At 54.6% G+C, this 17222-nt stretch carries 15 protein-coding genes; 7 read left to right on the top strand and 8 right to left on the bottom strand.

The features are described from left to right. Window positions 1–46: 46 nt before the first annotated feature. From MLE19_RS15845 to MLE19_RS15820, 6 genes are all read right to left on the bottom strand, one after another. Window positions 47–973 (bottom strand): electron transfer flavoprotein subunit alpha/FixB family protein, encoded by a 927-nt coding sequence (locus MLE19_RS15845; RefSeq protein ID WP_240719104.1) that lies wholly within the window; start codon window positions 971–973, stop codon window positions 47–49. Window positions 974–1027: 54 nt separating this feature from the next. Beyond that, on the bottom strand, window positions 1028–1777 hold the full coding sequence (locus MLE19_RS15840) for an electron transfer flavoprotein subunit beta/FixA family protein (protein WP_240719103.1): 750 nt from the start codon (window positions 1775–1777) through the stop codon (window positions 1028–1030). Between the two features lie 128 nt (window positions 1778–1905). Beyond that, complete coding sequence (locus MLE19_RS15835; protein ID WP_240719102.1) at window positions 1906–3294, bottom strand: hypothetical protein; 1389 nt, start codon at window positions 3292–3294, stop codon at window positions 1906–1908. After that, the gene (locus MLE19_RS15830) at window positions 3291–3761 is read right to left on the bottom strand and encodes a PaaI family thioesterase (protein WP_240719101.1); all 471 of its coding nucleotides are present in this window, start codon (window positions 3759–3761) and stop codon (window positions 3291–3293) included. Before MLE19_RS15830 ends, MLE19_RS15835 begins: the two co-directional genes overlap by 4 nt. Next, window positions 3758–5359 (bottom strand): class I adenylate-forming enzyme family protein, encoded by a 1602-nt coding sequence (locus tag MLE19_RS15825; protein WP_240719100.1) that lies wholly within the window; start codon window positions 5357–5359, stop codon window positions 3758–3760. Before MLE19_RS15825 ends, MLE19_RS15830 begins: the two co-directional genes overlap by 4 nt. Continuing rightward, the gene (locus MLE19_RS15820; protein WP_240719099.1) at window positions 5359–6510 is read right to left on the bottom strand and encodes an acyl-CoA dehydrogenase family protein; all 1152 of its coding nucleotides are present in this window, start codon (window positions 6508–6510) and stop codon (window positions 5359–5361) included. Before MLE19_RS15820 ends, MLE19_RS15825 begins: the two co-directional genes overlap by 1 nt. A gap of 175 nt (window positions 6511–6685) precedes the next feature. Here MLE19_RS15820 and MLE19_RS15815 point away from each other — a divergent pair, with 175 nt between their 5' ends. The 7 genes from MLE19_RS15815 to MLE19_RS15785 all read left to right on the top strand — a co-directional run bounded on the left by MLE19_RS15815 (window position 6686) and on the right by MLE19_RS15785 (window position 14016). Next, window positions 6686–8209: a 3-hydroxyacyl-CoA dehydrogenase gene (locus MLE19_RS15815; RefSeq protein ID WP_240719098.1), complete on the top strand. Its 1524-nt coding sequence runs from the start codon at window positions 6686–6688 to the stop codon at window positions 8207–8209. 22 nt (window positions 8210–8231) lie between these two features. Beyond that, the gene (locus tag MLE19_RS15810) at window positions 8232–9440 is read left to right on the top strand and encodes a 3-oxoadipyl-CoA thiolase (RefSeq protein WP_240719097.1); all 1209 of its coding nucleotides are present in this window, start codon (window positions 8232–8234) and stop codon (window positions 9438–9440) included. A gap of 103 nt (window positions 9441–9543) precedes the next feature. Then, complete coding sequence (locus tag MLE19_RS15805; RefSeq protein ID WP_240719096.1) at window positions 9544–10365, top strand: IclR family transcriptional regulator; 822 nt, start codon at window positions 9544–9546, stop codon at window positions 10363–10365. A 119-nt stretch (window positions 10366–10484) separates the two neighbouring features. Then, entirely contained in the window at window positions 10485–11621 is a 1137-nt protein-coding gene (locus MLE19_RS15800; protein ID WP_240719095.1) for an MlaE family ABC transporter permease, read from the top strand. Further along, window positions 11621–12445 (top strand): ABC transporter ATP-binding protein, encoded by an 825-nt coding sequence (locus tag MLE19_RS15795; protein ID WP_240719094.1) that lies wholly within the window; start codon window positions 11621–11623, stop codon window positions 12443–12445. The genes MLE19_RS15800 and MLE19_RS15795 overlap by 1 nt, the downstream gene beginning before the upstream one ends. A gap of 6 nt (window positions 12446–12451) precedes the next feature. Next, entirely contained in the window at window positions 12452–13393 is a 942-nt protein-coding gene (locus tag MLE19_RS15790) for an MlaD family protein (protein ID WP_240719093.1), read from the top strand. Then, window positions 13390–14016: an ABC-type transport auxiliary lipoprotein family protein gene (locus MLE19_RS15785; RefSeq protein WP_240719092.1), complete on the top strand. Its 627-nt coding sequence runs from the start codon at window positions 13390–13392 to the stop codon at window positions 14014–14016. Before MLE19_RS15790 ends, MLE19_RS15785 begins: the two co-directional genes overlap by 4 nt. A 508-nt stretch (window positions 14017–14524) precedes the next feature. Here MLE19_RS15785 and MLE19_RS15780 read toward each other — a convergent pair. Together MLE19_RS15780 and MLE19_RS15775 are read right to left on the bottom strand one after the other, a co-directional pair. After that, entirely contained in the window at window positions 14525–14905 is a 381-nt protein-coding gene (locus MLE19_RS15780) for a histone-like nucleoid-structuring protein, MvaT/MvaU family (RefSeq protein ID WP_240719091.1), read from the bottom strand. 451 nt (window positions 14906–15356) lie between these two features. Further along, entirely contained in the window at window positions 15357–17219 is a 1863-nt protein-coding gene (locus MLE19_RS15775; RefSeq protein ID WP_240719090.1) for a protein kinase domain-containing protein, read from the bottom strand. Between the last annotated feature and the right edge of the window lie 3 nt (window positions 17220–17222).

The raw sequence follows: 17222 nt of genomic DNA, 5'->3' as shown, positions 1-17222 counted from the left end.
CGTTAAAAAGCCCCTTTCGGGGCTTTTACAGGGCGTTTTAGTCCGCTTACAGCTTGCTCTCAAGCTCCGGCAGGATCTCAAACAGATCCCCCACCAGCCCGTAGTCCGCAACCTGGAAGATCGGCGCTTCGTCGTCTTTATTGATGGCGACGATCACCTTGGAGTCCTTCATGCCCGCCAAGTGTTGGATGGCCCCGGAGATACCCACAGCGATATACAAATCCGGGGCAACGATTTTACCGGTTTGGCCGACCTGCATATCGTTGGGCACAAAGCCTGCGTCGACCGCGGCGCGGGAAGCACCAATGGCAGCCCCCAGCTTGTCGGCAATGCCGTCGAGCAGCTTGAAGTTATCGCCGTTGCCCATACCGCGACCACCGGAGATAACCACTTTGGCGCCGCCCAGTTCGGGACGGTCCGACTTCGCCAGCTCTTCTTTGACAAAGCTGGACTGGCTGTTTTCAACCACCACATCGACGGCTTCAATCGTGGCGCTGCCACTGCTGCCGACCGCGTCAAAGCCGGTGGTGCGGATGGTGATCACTTTTAGCGTGTCGTCGCTCTTCACTGTGGCAATGGCGTTACCGGCGTAGATCGGGCGCAGGAAGGTGTCGGCACTTTCCACCCCCAGCACATCCGACAGCTGGCTAACGTCTTTTAGCGCGGCTAGCCGCGGCAGCACGTTTTTGCCGGTGGTGGAGGCGCTGGCGAGGACGTGGGTGTAACCATCGGCCAGTTCGACCAGTAGCGCGCCCATGGGCTCGGCCAGTTGGTGGGCGTAAACGGCGTTATCGGCGACGCGTACTTTGCTTACACCGTCGAGTTTCGCAGCCGCCTCGGCCGCGGCTTGAACGCCTTCACCGGCAACCAGAACGTCAATATCGCCACCGATGGCTTGGGCCGCCGCCACCACGTGGGCTGTGGCGCCGGCCAGTTGGCCTTCATGCAGGTCGGCAAGTACCAAAATGCTCATAAAATCAGCTCCTTTCAAAGCGCATATGTAAAGTTCGGGGGTAACTAACCGACCTTAGAGAACTTTGGCTTCGTTTTTGAGTTTGTCGATCAGCTCGTCTACCGAGGCAACCTTGACACCGCCCTTACGCTCGGCGGGCGATTCGACTTTGAGTAGGCTTACCTTGGAGGCCACCTCGACACCGTAATCGGCGGGGGTTTTGACATCCAGCGGTTTTTTCTTGGCCTTCATGATATCGGGGAGCTTGGCGTAGCGCGGCTCGTTCAAGCGCAGGTCGGTGGTCACAATCGCGGGAAGCGTGAGGGCGATGGTTTGCAAACCGCCGTCGATTTCACGGGTGACATTCACCTTGTCGCCATCGACCGCCACTTCCGAGGCAAAGGTGCCCTGGGGTAGGCCAGTCAACGCGGCGAGCATTTGGCCGGTTTGGTTGTTGTCGGTGTCGATGGCCTGCTTGCCAAGAACGACCAGGCCGGGCTGCTCTTCTTCGACTACTTTGGCCAGCAGCTTAGCGACGGCTAAGGATTCAGCGCGCTCGTCGGTTTCGATATGAATGGCGCGATCCGCGCCCAGCGCCAGCGCGGTACGCAGCTGCTCTTGGGCGGCCTTGGGACCCACGGTGACGGCGATGACTTCCGTCGCCACGCCTTTCTCTTTTAGGCGTACCGCTTCTTCCACGGCAATTTCGCAGAAGGGGTTCATGGCCATTTTGACGTTGGTGAGATCGACGTCCGAGTGATCCGCTTTAACACGGATTTTGACGTTGTAGTCAATGACGCGTTTAACCGCGACGAGAATCTTCATAAGGCGTGCTCCAGTGCTTAGCTCATCAAGCTAATTAATTTCGCATAGCAAAATAATATTTCATTTTATAGAGTATACAATAAAAAAACGCTCAACAAAGGTCAAGCGCCTCCTTGTTCTTGCCACTGCTAAAAAGGGGACCATACGAACCATGCTGCCAGCAACGGTATCGAGGTTACTAGAAACCGGCCGTTCCAGCGGTAGCCAATCCGCGTGGCGGGCACCCCGGTAAAGCGGGATAAAATCAGCATCGAAGCTGTCATTGGTGACGACATCAGCGCCAGCGCCCAGCCTACCATCAGCGACGAACCAATTAGCGGCAGCGTTAGTCCCTCAATGGCTAATTGCGGCAGCAGGCCTACCAGCAGTGTCACCGTCACAATAGGATTAACGCCAACCTGAGCAAGCCCCACCACCATTAGCATAGCCAGCACGGCATTAAAGGCGCCCCACTGGTTCAACACGGTTAATAGCGGCGCCAACTGCTGGGTATACACTAAACCAACGCACAAATGCCCCAAGTAGCCTGCTGCTCCCAGCACCACAATTTCATTGGCACTGGGGGAAAGCAGCCAGGGCAACTGGCGATGAACTGCGCTAACGGCAGCTGGTAGCCCGCCATGACCAAGCCTGCGCCGCTGCCAGGCAAGCCAAATCAACGCCGCCATGGGCGCGCCTAACAGCGCGGCGATGGGTAAACGCAGTTCTAGCAGCCAGGCAAGACTAAACACCAGTGCCACAATGCCCATGAGCAGCACACTAAACTGACCCAATGGGCGTAACGAAGGCGTAACTCGTTGAGCTTTATTAGCAGGTGGATGCGGGCCGGTAAAAAAATCCACCGCCCAACCAGCAAGAAAAATCAGCGCCGCCGCACCCAAAATATACGGCGCAAGCTCAAGCCAAGTGACTTGGGGAAGGCTCGACAATACGACGGCAACACCGATACCCATGGGCGAAATCAGTGGCGCCAGGGAGAACCCACGCAGCAGTGCCAGCATCATACGCCGCTGACGAGCTTCGCGAACCCAAGCGCGCCCCTGGGCGGCACCTAGCGTGTTGCTCTTTTCGATCATTGCCGCGAACAGATTAAGCACGCCGATATTGAGAATGATGCCAAACAGTGCCGAGCCTGATGACAAAATCGGATAACGGCGGCTGGGTGGTTGAAGCAGCATGCTCTGGCCGCAGCGGCGAACCAAACGGGAACGATAGGCAGGTAAGCGCAGCATGCTCAGCGCCACCACAAAGGTAGCAAAAAAAGCAAAACGACCGCTGGCATCGAATAGTAGTTGAACTGGGCTGGGCGAACGCCAAAGCGCGAGTAGCGTCAACACGCCCGCCACCAGCAATAACCCTTTGGCCATACGAGTAAGCTGACCCGCCAACGTAGATAAATAGAGCACCAGCGCCACAATGCCGACAGCCTGCAAAAATAGGCTGCCGACCACCAGGTGGAATAGCGTTGCCAGGGTGACCAGCAGTAACAATGAGACCCGCAGGCGGGCTGAGTTCACTCAGCGGGCTCCCCTGGGCTGCTTTGCGGAAATCCCTCAGACGATTCGCTGCCACTGCGGCGCCGAAACGACCCTTCACCCATGGCTACTAAATTGCCCTTTTCATCGACAATTTCACCGCTCGACATATAGGTTTTCTGCCCGCCCCCACGCAGCGTGCCGGTTGCCCTTAACACGCCTTGCCGGGCGGGGCCAACAAAGGTCGTGGTCAGGGACAGCGTCATCCCCCGGCGAATATTACCCGGCACATCACAGTGCAGGCCCGCCAGACTCAGAGCACTGTCCAACATGGAAGCCAATACGCCACCGTGAACATTGCCGCTGCGGTTTAGGTGCTTTGGCTCAATGGTGAGTTCAACCACGGCTCGGTCTTGCTGCCACTCCACCACATGCATACCTAACAACTCGTGATAGCCCATGAGTGCCTGTTGATACGTATCAGGAGTAGCTATTGGCGATGGGCTCATGATCCGCTCTCCTGCTGGGCTAAATCCCGAAGCCGCCCTTTTAGTATTTTGCCGCTGGCGGTGGAAGGTAAGGTATCCATTAACACAATTTGGGTGGGGCGTTTATAGGGTGCCAGTCGCTCGGCGATAAATGCTTTTAACTCCGCCATATCAACGTCAACGCCCGGCTCGCACTGTACAAACGCCACCACTTCTTCATTCCCGGCGATTTGGCGACCAACCACCGCGGTAAGCGTGACCGCGGGATGCTCATTGATCACCGCTTCCACATCCGGTGGGTAGATATTGAAGCCCGAGCGGATAATCAGCTCTTTGCTACGCCCCACGATATAGAGCTGATCATCATGATCGAGTTTGGCGATATCGCCGGTGTTGAGCCAACCCTCTTCGGTTAGCGTGGCGCGGGTAGCTTCCGGCTGGCGGAAGTAGCCTTTCATAATATTAGGCCCGCGCACCCATAGCTCCCCCACCTCATCGCCGGGCTGCTCGGAAGTACCGCTATCGCTAAGCGGCTCAAGGCGGTACTCAAGCAGAGGTAATACACGGCCAACGGTACTGTTGCTATGGCGGTCATCAATGCGGGTTTGGCTAATAGTGGGGCTGGCCTCAGTTAAGCCATAGCCGTTATGCAGCGTCAGGCCAAAGACCACTTCCACTCGATTCTTGGTATCGCTATCCAGCGGAGAGCCACCTGCGGAGATATAAATAAGCTCAGGCGCATCTAACGGGCGCTGCTCGCGTTTTAAATACTCTAACGCCCGGGCATACATGGCTGGCACGCCCTGGAGCACGGTAATTCGCTCCTGCTTTAACGTTTCCAGCATTTGCGCTGCCTCGAAACGCGGCACGGTATATAGGCAGGCGCCATTATAGAGCGAGCCCATACATACCGAGGATAGTCCAAACACATGCGACATCGGCAGCACACCATACACACGCTGCCCCTCGCTTAAATGGCGCATGCCGCCCGAAATCGAAGCGATATAGAGAATGCCACGGTGAGTCAGCATCACTCCTTTGGGTGTACCGGTCGTGCCTGAGGTGTAAATCATCGCCGCGACCTGCTCGGCGCCGCTGGCGTATACCGGTTCGGGTTCGCTGTCGTAGAGCGGTGAAATTGCCAGCCCACCCAGTTGAGGATGCTGATAGCGGTCGGCGGCGTGGCGCTCGGCGTGTTGGGTAGCCTCGGGCGAGGCATCGCAGGTGTAGAACACGCGCCGGGGTAGACAGTTGCCCTGAATCAAGTCCACTTCCTGGGCCGAAAGGCGCGAATTGACAATCGCCACCCATACATCCAGCTCACTGGCGGCCAGCAACAGCACAACCAGAGCACGGCAGTTTTCACTCACCGTCATTATCCGGTCGCCAGGACGAATACCCATCGCACTTAACCAATTGCAGGCGGCGTGTATTTCCTGGCCAAGCTCTGCGTAGTTCCAGCGAAAATTACCATCTACGATGGCGGGCTGATCACCGATACGTTTGGCATTTTCAAGCACGCGGGTGCTGAGCCGCTCGGGAAGCTCAGCCACCAGTTCGCTGGCGAGGCGGCCAAAAATAGTTTCGTCCGGCGCTTGATAAGGTACCGACAAAGCCATTAGGACGCCTCCCGCACCATATTTCGGGCGATGACGATTTGTTGAATTTGGGTAGTACCTTCGTAAATGCGGAATAGCCGCACGTCACGGTAGAAACGTTCCACCGCGTACTCAGACATATAGCCTGCACCACCGTGAACCTGCACGGCGCGGTCGGCCACTCGGCCTACCATTTCGGCGCAGAACAGTTTGCAGCAGGAGGCCAGCGTCGAGACGTTTTCACCGTCATCTTTGCGCCGCGCGGCATCCATCACCATGGTTTTACCTGCGTAGGCTTCGGTTTTGCTGTCTGCCAGCATGGCTTGTATCAACTGATGCTCAGCTAGGGCCGCACCAAACTGCTTACGCTCCATGGTGTAGCGCAATGACTCTTCCACTAAGCGCTGGGCCACGCCGACGCATACAGCGGAGATATGCAGTCGCCCGCGATCGAGTACCTTCATCGCGGTTTTAAAGCCTTGCCCCTCTTTTCCGCCAATGATGTTTTCGGCAGGCACCCGGCAGTTATCGAAAATAATATCGCAGGTGTGAGCGCCCTTCTGACCCATCTTGTTATCCGCAGGACCGCGAATTAACCCAGGGGTGTCGCCTTCAACGACAAACGCAGAAATACCGCCCGCGCCTTTATTATTGGGATCAGTGCGCGCCATTACGGTGAACAGATCCGCCTCGGGGCCGTTGGTGATATAGCGTTTGGTTCCGTTCAAAATATAGTGGTCGCCATCTCGTACGGCGGTCGTCCGTAGGCTGGCGGCGTCGGAGCCTGAGTCCGGTTCAGTCAGGCAGAACGAGCTTAGAATCTCGCCGGTCGCCAGCCGTGGAACATACTTGGCTTTCTGCTCGTCGGTGCCATCAATCAAAATGCCCTGGGCACCAATACCGTTGTTGGTACCAAACACCGAGCGAAAGGCGGGCGACGTTTTACCGATTTCCATTGCCACCAGCGCTTCTTCTTCCATGGTTAACCCAAGGCCGCCGTACTCTTCCGGGATCGATAACCCGAACAGTCCCATCTCTTTCATCTCAGCGAGAATTTCCGGTGGCACCGCATCCTCTTCTGCCAAGCGCGCCTCGTTGGGAATTAAACGCTCACGGACAAAACGGGCGATAGTATCGACTAGCTGGTTAATCAATTCGGGATCGCGAATCATGACGGCTCCTGGTGGCAACGTATTTTTTATCATTAGAGAGTGTTGTTAATTAGCGTCTGCATTTCTTGTCAGGCACTTTTGCATAGCCTAGGATGGCAGTCAATAATTGAAACACCATTTTGCAATGCAGAATCAAACGTACAAAAGAACCCATTTTGCAGAGAGGATTTAGCGCATGTCTAATGAATCAACACTTTCGCCTTTCACCACGCTGGGTATTGTCGGCACGGGTGCCATGGGCCGTGGCATCGCGCAACTGGCTGCCCAAGCAGGCCTAAAGGTCATGCTGTTCGATGTTAAAGAGGGTGCTGTAAAAGAGGCCAAAACGTTTATTAATGGCCTATGGGAGAGAAGTGCGGAAAAGCAGCGCATCACAAAAGAGCAGGCGCAGCAGTATAGTGAGCAGTTGGTAGAAGCAAGCGAACTAGCTGCCCTTGCCCCCTGCGACATCGTCGTGGAAGCCATCGTTGAGAAGCTTGAGGCCAAGCAGGGCCTATTCAGTGATTTAGAAGCGATCGTCAGCCAGCAGGCGGTGTTAGCGACCAATACTTCTTCACTATCTGTCACCGCTATTGCCGCCACCTGCCAGCATCCCGAACGGGTCATCGGCTTTCACTTCTTTAACCCCGTGCCACTGATGAAGATTGCCGAAGTCATTCCTGGGCTACGCACCGCCGATGAGGTTACCCGGCGAGTGAATGCCCTGGGCAAAGCCATGGGCCACTTTACGGCCCAGGCAACCGACACACCTGGGTTTCTGGTTAACCATGCCGGGCGCGCCTTCGGCACCGAAGCGCTACGGATTTTAGGTGAAAGCGTTGCTGCCCCGGCGACCATTGACCGCATTATGGTCGATCAAGGCGGGTTCAGAATGGGGCCCTTTACCCTGTTGGATCTTACCGGCCTGGATGTTTCCCACGCGGTGATGGAGTCGGTTTATCACCAGTATTATGAGGAAGCGCGCTTTCGCCCTTCACCACTGACCCGGCAACGCTTAGCTGCAGGCTTATTAGGACGTAAAACCGGCGAAGGCTTTTACCGCTATGTAGAAGGCAAACAGCAAATGCCGGATGAGCCTGCCATTGAAACCGTGCCCGCCTGCCCGGTGTGGATCAGCCAGGATGAACCCGAAAGCGCCTCTGCTCTCGCTGAATTGGTAAACGCGGCGGGCTGGCCGTTAGAAACCGGCGCGCAACCCACTGAACAAGCGCTCTGCCTGCTGACGCCTTTTGGCGAAGATGCTACTAGCTGCGCCCTACGCCAGGGGCTAGACGCCAAGCAGTGCGTGGCCGTGGATATGCTCGCGGGGCTCGATAAACGCCGCAGCCTAATGACGACACCGCTTACCCAAAACAGCTTTATTCAAGCAGCGCAACGCCTACTCAACCACGACGGCACGCCGGTGAGCACGCTTCAAGACAGTAACGGCTTTGTGCTTCAGCGGGTAATTGCCTGCATCGTTAACGTGGGTGCCGACATTGCCCAGCAAGGGGTTGCTGAACCCGCCACTATCGACCGGGCGGTTGAACTTGGCCTTGGCTACCCCTTTGGCCCGCTGCGCATGGGTGATCATTACGGCACCACCCGCATTATGACGATACTGACCAACCTGCTCGAGGCCACCGGTGACCCGCGCTATCGCCCTAGCCCGTGGCTGCGCCGCCGCGCAGCGCTGAAAATGTCGCTTACCACTGCTTAAAAAAACAACTAGGAAAACCATCATGCAAGATGCTTACATTTACGACGGTTTACGCACCCCCTTTGGTCGCCACGGCGGCAGCTTAGCGGCTATTCGTCCCGATGAACTGCTGGGTTTAACGCTTAAAGCACTGGTCGCCCGCAACCTTTTTGCGCCAGAAAGCTATGAAGAAGTGTTAGCAGGCTGCACCAACCAGGCGGGGGAAGATTCTCGTAACGTGGCCCGTCACGGCGCGCTGCTCGCTGGCCTGCCTATTGAAGTAGCCGGGCAAACCGTCAACCGACTCTGTGGCAGCGGCTTAGCGGCAATGATGGATGCCGCCCGTGCAGCTCGACTCGGTGAAGGCGAGCTGTTTTTAGCGGGCGGCGTTGAGTCCATGTCCCGCGCACCCTACGTGCTTGGCAAAGCGGACTCCCCTTTTGCTCGCAATCAGCCAATGTTTGACACGGTGATTGGCTCGCGCTTTCCCAACCCTAGGCTTGCTAAAGAGTATGGCAGCCACAGCATGCCGGAAACCGCCGATAACATTGCCCACGATCTGAATATTGACCGTGATACCAGCGATGCGTTTGCCGCCCGTTCCCAGGCCCGCTACGCCCAAGCGCTGGCCTCAGGTTTTTACGATGGCGAGATGTTTGGCGTTGAGGTGCCCCAAGGGCGCAAACAGCCGCCGCTACTGGTAGATAAAGACGAGCACCCACGCCCGCAAAGTACCGAGGACAAGCTAGCCAAGCTAGGCGCGCTTTTTGAGGGGGGTGTTGTCACCGCCGGCAACGCATCTGGCCTCAATGATGGTGCTGCAGCTTTAATTGTAGGCACCAAAGGTGCTGGCGAGCGTGTCGGTTTAACGCCACGGGCGCGCATTGTTGCCAGCGCCGTTGCCGGTGTTGCGCCACGGGTGATGGGCTTGGGCCCGGTTCCCGCCTCACAAAAGGCCCTTGCCCGCGCAGGTCTCACGCTTGAGCAAATGGATGTGATTGAAATTAACGAAGCGTTTGCCGTTCAGGTGCTCGGCTGCGTACAGCAGTTGGGTATGTCCGCTGAAGACAGTCGCTTAAACGCCAACGGCGGTGCAATTGCCATCGGTCACCCGCTGGGTGCATCCGGCGCACGTTTGGCACTAACAGCCTTACGCCAGTTAGAGGCCACTGGTGGCCGCTATGCGCTGGTCACCATGTGCATCGGCGTCGGCCAGGGCATCGCCACTATTATCGAACGACTAGATAGCTAAGTTCGTTTTATAACGGACGCCTTTTCGTTGATGGGCATAACAGCCCCGCCAAGGTAGATATGCGATACTTGGCACCATAAGCCACCTATTGTTGGGACACTGAATGCACCCTACTGACACTGATGCTGATGACCCACAGCTGCCAGGAAAAGATCGTAACTTTGTCACCGCGCTAGCGCGCGGTTTAGAGCTGCTGCGTGCCTTTGGCGCTGGTGAAGAGTATTTGGGCAATGCCGAGCTCTCCAACCGTACCAATATTCCCCGCCCGACGGTCTCACGGCTGACCTATACCCTTACCCAGCTTGGCTATTTGCAGCACAACACCCATTTAGAGAAGTATCGCCTCGGCCCTGGCGTATTAGCGCTGGGGTATCGCTTTCTCGCCAATATGGGTATTCGTGAAATTGCCCGCCCCCATCTGCAAAAATTTGCCGATGCCACCGACTGCAACGTAAGCCTGGGTGGCGCCGACCGCAGCGATATGGTCTATCTGGAAACTTGCCACGGTCACGGCCCGCTTATTATTCGACTGGATGCTGGCTCACGGCTGCCCATTGCCACCTCTGCGATTGGCCGTGCCTGGCTATGCGGCTTATCTGAGGAGCGTCGCCAGCAGGTGCTTCAAGAGCTGGCTGAGGTTTATGGCAACGAGTGGCCGCAGTATGAAACAGGCATTCAGCAGAGCCTTAAGGACTATTCGCAGTATGGTTTTTGCCTTTCGGAGCAAGACTGGCAGCGCGATATAAGCGCGGTGGCAATGCCACTGATTTTGGAAGATGGCGCCGAAGTCATGGCGATTAACTGCGGCGGCTCCAGCCTGCGCTTGGATCACGACCGTTTGGTCAATAACCTAGGCCCACGGCTGAAAGAAGTCGCCAACCAGATTAAGCAGGAATTGGCACCTAGATATCGACCTTCCAGGTAGTCTTCAACTAGGAAACCTTTAACTAACGCTCGTTTGAATGCATCATAGTCCTCTAAACAAGCGTATTGATGCTATTTATCAAGACCGCTCATCAATACGATTAGCGCCAAGGAGTGGGGATGCCAAGCGAGTGGGTTGCGCGTGATGATCAAACCTTAGTGTTACAAGGCGAGTGGACGCTTGCCAATTATAACGATATTAAATCGTCGCTTTCCCATCACAAATCCCAATCTCGAACTGAGACAGGCAATAATGCGGATGAAACGGTCTCTTTAAAAGCGATCACTCGTCTTGATACGGCTGGTGCCATACTCGTTATTGACCTGATTGGCATCGAGAAAGCGCAAACGGTGGCAGAATGGGCAGGTGAACTGCCTAAAGAGCAGCAGGCACTGCTTTTGCGTATTGCCGTGGACATGAATGCGCCACTTGATGTTGAAACGCCCTCTTATTCGCGCATCAGCCAAGCGCTTGCCAGCGTAGGCCAACAAATGGTGGGGCTTTGGTCCCAGCAGCGCCAACTACTGGCCTTTATTGGTTTGGTTATTGCTACCCTATTCCAGCTGATATTACGGCCGCGCCATTGGCGCGTGACCGCAACGGTAGCCCATGTTCAGCAGAGCGGTCTTAATGCGGTACCCATCGTTGCCCTGCTGACGTTTATGGTCGGCGCCGTGGTGGCGTTCCTGGGCGCTACCGTGTTACAGGATTTTGGTGCCACGGTGTATACCATTGACCTGGTGGCGTTCTCTTTTTTGCGCGAGTTTGGCGTGCTGCTCGCCGCCATACTGTTAGCGGGGCGAACTGCCAGTGCCTTTACGGCACAAATTGGCGCCATGAAATCCAACGAAGAAATTGACGCACTGCAAGCCCAAGGGCTAGATCCTATTGAGCTTTTGGTGCTGCCCCGGGTAATGGCGATGTTAATTAGCCTGCCTATGCTTGCGTTTGTAGGCATGCTCAGCGGCTTGGCAGGTGGTGCTATGGTCGCCTCCCTATCGCTGGATATATCCCTTGCTCAGTTTATGAACACGCTGCAGAAAGATGTTTCGGTGATGCACTTTTTGGTAGGACTCAGCAAAGCCCCGGTATTTGCTTTTGTGATTGCCGTTATTGGCTGTTTGGAAGGCTTTAAGGTCAGCGGTAGCGCCCAATCCGTGGGGGCGCATACCACTTCAAGCGTGGTCCAGTCGATTTTCATGGTGATTCTGATTGATGCCCTCGCCGCGCTGTTCTTTATGGAGATGGGCTGGTAATGGATGCAGACACATCAGCAGAGTCAAAAAAACCACCGGTGATCAAAGTGCGGGGGTTAGTGAACCGTTTCGGCACCCATGTGGTGCATGAAAACTTAGACCTTACTCTTGAGCGCGGCGAAATTCTTGGGGTCGTGGGTGGTTCCGGCACCGGAAAATCGGTGCTTTTACGCAGTATCGTTGGCTTAAAACGTCCTAATGGCGGCACGGTTGAAGTCCTTGGCACCACCCTTAACGAGCTTAGCGAACAAGAGCGTAGCCATATTGAACGCCGTTTTGGCGTGCTCTTTCAGCGCGGCGCGTTATATAGCTCTTTGAACCTGCAAGAGAATATTGCTCTTACGCTGATTGAGCACGCCAAACTACCTCGCGAAGATGCCGAACATCTCGCCAGGGTAAAGCTTTCGCTGGTTGGGTTACCCCCTGAAGCTGCACTGCAGTTCCCTGAGTCACTATCTGGCGGCATGGTAAAGCGTGCCGCTCTGGCACGCGCCTTAGCGCTTGATCCCGATATTCTATTTCTTGATGAGCCTACCGCGGGGCTTGACCCTATTGGCGCGGCAGCATTTGACCAACTGCTGGTAACGCTTCGCGATGCGCTAGGATTCAGCGTTTTCCTGGTCACCCATGATCTGGATACGCTTTACGCCGCCTGCGACCGTGTCGCCGTGCTCTCGCAAAAACGCGTGTTAGTCGTCGATACCATCGACAAGGTGGCAGAAACCGACGATGAATGGATTCAAGACTACTTTCACGGGCCCCGTGGTAGAGCCGCACAAAGCGCTCATTCCATCTCTACAACTAACGCTAACGTCCAGGAGTGACTGCACATGGAAACACGGGCGCATCACGTTTTAATTGGTCTGTTCACACTGGGTACCGCCGCCGCCGCGCTTCTGTTTGCGCTATGGATGAGTTACGCCGCAGGCGAGCGCAGCTATCAGCCTTACCGTATTCTATTTGAGCGCAGCGTTAGCGGTTTATCGATCGGTAGCCGGGTTCAATATAACGGTATTGAGGTGGGCGATGTCACTGAGCTGAACCTTAACCCCGATGACCCACGCCAAGTGATTGCCAATATCCGTGTGTACGATGATGCGCCAATTAAAACCGACACCCGGGCAAAACTCGCTTTTGCCAGTATCACCGGCAGTATGTCGGTTCAGTTGCATGGCGGCACTCCAGAGAGCCCTCTCTTGATTGACCAAACTAACGATGAAGCGCCATTTATCCAGGCCGACCCTTCCCCTATCGCCACGCTGTTCGATGAGGGGGAAGAGATGATCGAGAACATTAATTCGATCCTTCAAAACGTTAACGCGCTGTTTGACGATAATAACCGTGAGCAGGCAGGCAATATCTTGACCAACATTGCCCAGATCACTGAGATGATAGCCACTCAACAGGAAGCTCTTGATGACAATATGGCGCTGTTTGGCGACGCTGCACGTCAGGCGACCACTACCCTTACCAGCATTGATGAACTCAGCCATGAGGCCACCCAACTGCTGCGCGAGGATGGCCGCATAGTCATGCAGAGCGCTGCCGATGCCAGTCGCGATGTGGCCCGCGCTGCCCAGCGTATTGAGCAGTTAGTGGAGACTAACGCAGGAGCCATTGAAGGCAGCTTGCAGGGTGCGCAGGACATTGCGCCAGCGCTCTCTTCGCTGCGCTCCACGCTGAGTACGCTAGACCGCATTACCCGCCAGTTGGAAGAGAGCCCGACAGACTTTTTCCTGGGCCGTGATCAGGTAGAGGAGTTCCGCCCATGAGTTTACGTATACCCGCCACTATTCTAGTCAGTGCTGCGCTGCTACTTAGCGCAGGCTGTTCGATACTGCCCGAAAGCGAGCCTGCCACGCTTTACCGTTTGCCCGCTAGCGACTTGCCGTCAACGGCTATCACTTCTAATAGCGCCCGCCAGCGCTTGGGCATTGCCGACCCAGAAGCGGGGCATCTTATCAATAGCAACCGGATTGTGGTCTACCCTGAGCGTACTGTGGTCAATGTGTACGAGGGCGCCCGCTGGCATGTAAACGCCCCTGACTTACTCAGGGCACGCTTGATTGAAGGGCTCCAGCAGAGCCAGATATTTGCCGGTGTGGGTAGTGACCGCTTGCCGCATGATCTGCTGTTGCTGAGTGAACTGCGCCACTTCCAGAGCGATTATGTGACTGACCCGCCCACGGTTAAAATCCAGCTCGATGTTCAATTGGTGGGCACACAAAACCGAACGCCACTCGCCGCCAGGAACTTCAGCACCAGCGCGCAGGCAAGCAGCGTCGATATTGCGGATGTGGTCGATGCGTTTGGTAGCGCTAGCGATGAGCTGACCGAACAGCTGGCAGCTTGGTTGGCGCAGCAGCCTGATGTTATTGGCACTACAGGACGCTAGTGAAGTCCGATAAAAACTGAATTAATACATAACATCACGAAGGGATTAAAACACCAGACGCAGCCATCGTAAGGGAGCTATGAACTCATTAGTGGACACTGCTTTTGACCGCTGATCACCTCACCATGGGTGGCGGAACGGCCAGAATTAGATAAGACTTGATTCCGACTCTGGCGAACGCCACTTACTGACACCTGATCCTGGCTTATTTTGTCACGCCAGGTATCGATGTTCAGATGATTTTTCCATGGCTGCGGAGTTAATAGCGCTCGGGCTGGCTTTCTAGGTGGATAAAGCCGCGAGCGTTTCGGTGACTTTCATCACTCCTGCCTTTTTAACATTTATTCTTTTCAACGCTGATATTTTTTGCTCAATATTCACTCTGAATTTAAAAGTGGTTATTGCAAAAGGCACATGGATTATTCATAGCCTCTTTCCACTATTAGCCATTAGGTCTTGGCTCCTTCATTGCCAAAAAAAAGCCCCTTTGAGGGGCTTTTCGATGACTTCATGCTTTCTCTTCAATCACCCAGCTAACTACTTCTTCATTTCCAAATTCAGATTTCCACGCCTGAATTACCTTATTATTGCCACCACGCGTTTCAACAATTTCACCCGTATGCGGGTTTTTATATACTTTAAGCATACGTTTCTTGCGTCCGTCAGTGCTGCTAGTTGCTTTCTTAGCTGCCTTTGGAGCGCTGTAGCTGGCGTCTAACATTTCACAGACATCACGTGACACTTTGCCGTACTCTGTCATCAAGCGCGTTAGAGCGTCTTTGAACTCTAGCTCTTGCTGTAGTTCACTGTTGCTTTCAAGTGCTTGCAGCTCCTCTTGCAACTGCTTAAGCATCTGTTCTTTCTTGATATAGTCGCTCAATACTGACATTTAATTACCCTAGATTTTTTTGAATTAAAGCTCCCGCATATTCACTTTAATATCACATTGCCAATGAAGCAAGATGATATGCACCTGCCTGGCCGAAACAACCCTTTGGTTTTACCATTGTTTTCAATTCTATCAATTTTTCGCTTAGCCTCTACCGGCTTGCAAGTCGGCGCTGGTACTGCCCATAGCGACTTTTTGACGCACGATAAATTCGATAACAGCAAAATCAATAGAGTTACTCTTCAAAGAAACACACAATAGCTTATACACAAACTCGAAGGCATTTTAATTGCTTTATCATCACTGCAATAGTTAAGCATCTGCATGCCTAAACTCTACATACTGAGCAGCCCATAAATACATTCCACTCGTCATGCAAGAATGATATCAATAGCGTGTTTTACCTTAGATAGCTGCTAGCCTGGCTAGTAACGCTGAATATGCAAAGCCATTAATGTTCAGACAATTTTTTCACATACTCACGCGGGTCCCGGGGGTAGTAGCGCTCTGGCTGCTTTTCCATGTGAGCAAAATAGCGGGTGTCTTTATAGGGCATTTTCATAAAGCCGGAGACCCCTAAACCTTCAATTTGGCTTACCGACGCAAGGATACTCGCCAGCAGCGTGCGAAATTCATGCTCTTTGGCAGGATCAAGCAAACGGTAGTAGCTATGAATTTTGAGGTGCTGGGGTAACGCTTCAAAAATAATCATACCGGTATGATGTATGTCGTTTAGTTGCTGAAGCACGCGCATTATCGATTCAGGCAGCACGAGCAGCTCTTCGGGATCGGGCCCATCTTCAAAATAGCTGTGCTGACGGGTGCGATCTTCAAGCTCCGGCACTGCACTGAGCTCATAACTGATCTCCATGTTTGGCTCGCTGACAAAGGCTTCGTCCACTGAAGCTCGTTCTAAGTGCAGTGTTTGGCGGGCATTGAACAGGCAGCTTTTGAATACCCCTTGGCGATGAATCGCCCGCGCCAGGTGCACCATATTATTAACAGCTTCGATAAAGGCAGGCTTTAGCGCCGGGTCGTGAAGATTTAACGACGAGTCGATATATACCCCTTCCCGTTCCCATCGCACCGCCAATCCTCCCACTACAGGATATTTTCCCAACCGGCTCACTGAGGCCAAAAAAGCCTTTTCGGTCTCTCCCATCCCCTGCATAAACTGCTTGTAGTAGCGGTCTAGCTGCACATCATTGACGTCATTCAGAGTTTCTTGAGCATGCTCTTCTTGTGAAAAGACTTCACGCAGAAAGGCTTTGCGTGAGCTATACACGACCGTATCAATCTCCTGCTCAGCAGGACGCCCCCAAACCGGCACTAGGGGAACTTGCACGCCAGCAGGAAAATCAATCATCACGACTCTGGCCATACGCGACATACTCTGCACGAAGTAGTCACCCGCGTTGCGCCTTATCTGAGGGTCGGGATCAAGCATGCCGTCCAAGGTGCGAGCAAACTCCATGGGTAAGCCCAGCGAACTGGCGGGAATGGCTCGATGACCAAAGCGGCAGGATTGTGCCGACGCCAGGGCATAAAGTGTCCCGGCGACTCCCTGCTCGTCAAAGCGCGGCGAAGAGAGCGCCCCGTTCAACTGCTCTTCTCCGATGAAGTACACATCGCCCAGGCGAGCATTGGTTTGCTGCAAATTATCGGACATGAGTTCCATAACATTGGCACCCACAAACTGCAGCTGCGCGTCTAGCTGGGCAAAGACCGATGAGCCCCAATCAATCAGCGCAACAGACTCCTTTTCGGCGTCATACACCAAGTTTGAGGGCTTGATATCGCCATGCACGACGGGCCGGGACTGAGGGCCGGTTTCTCGGCGCAGCGTAATCAGAATATCGGCTAACTGCGCCGCGATGCGCACAATCAAGCGTGCGGAAAGGCGTCCCTGTTTAAGCGACACCTGCTCTAAATTTAGGCCTGGCGCTCGCTCCATGACCAAAATAGATTGGCCTCGAGAGCGCTGATAGGCGATTAAGCCAGGTATGCGCGGGTGCGAGACCTGATCCAGCATAAACGCCTCCTCTTCGAGGCGCTCTTGCAGATGTGTGGGTAGAGTGATGCGTGAGAACTTAAACACATAATGGGCAGTATCACCCTGATGGACGGTACTACCGGCAAATACAAAGCCGTAGGCGCCCTTGCCAATGAGTTCGATACCCTGATAGCCCAACTGGGTGAGCTGCGCCTGACACAGCGCCACCCAGTCTTTCAGCTTGCGGGCATCGTGATGGCTCAGCAGATAAACCGACTGCTCTTCGGGTATATAGAACTGCTGAAGCGGCGCCTGAGGCATGCC

The sequence above is a fragment of the Vreelandella neptunia genome (assembly GCF_022489065.1).
GTDB classification, from domain to species: Bacteria; Pseudomonadota; Gammaproteobacteria; order Pseudomonadales; family Halomonadaceae; genus Vreelandella; species Vreelandella neptunia_A.
Note: the sequence above shows the minus strand (reverse complement) of the source record. Positions and strands in the feature narration are given on the sequence as shown.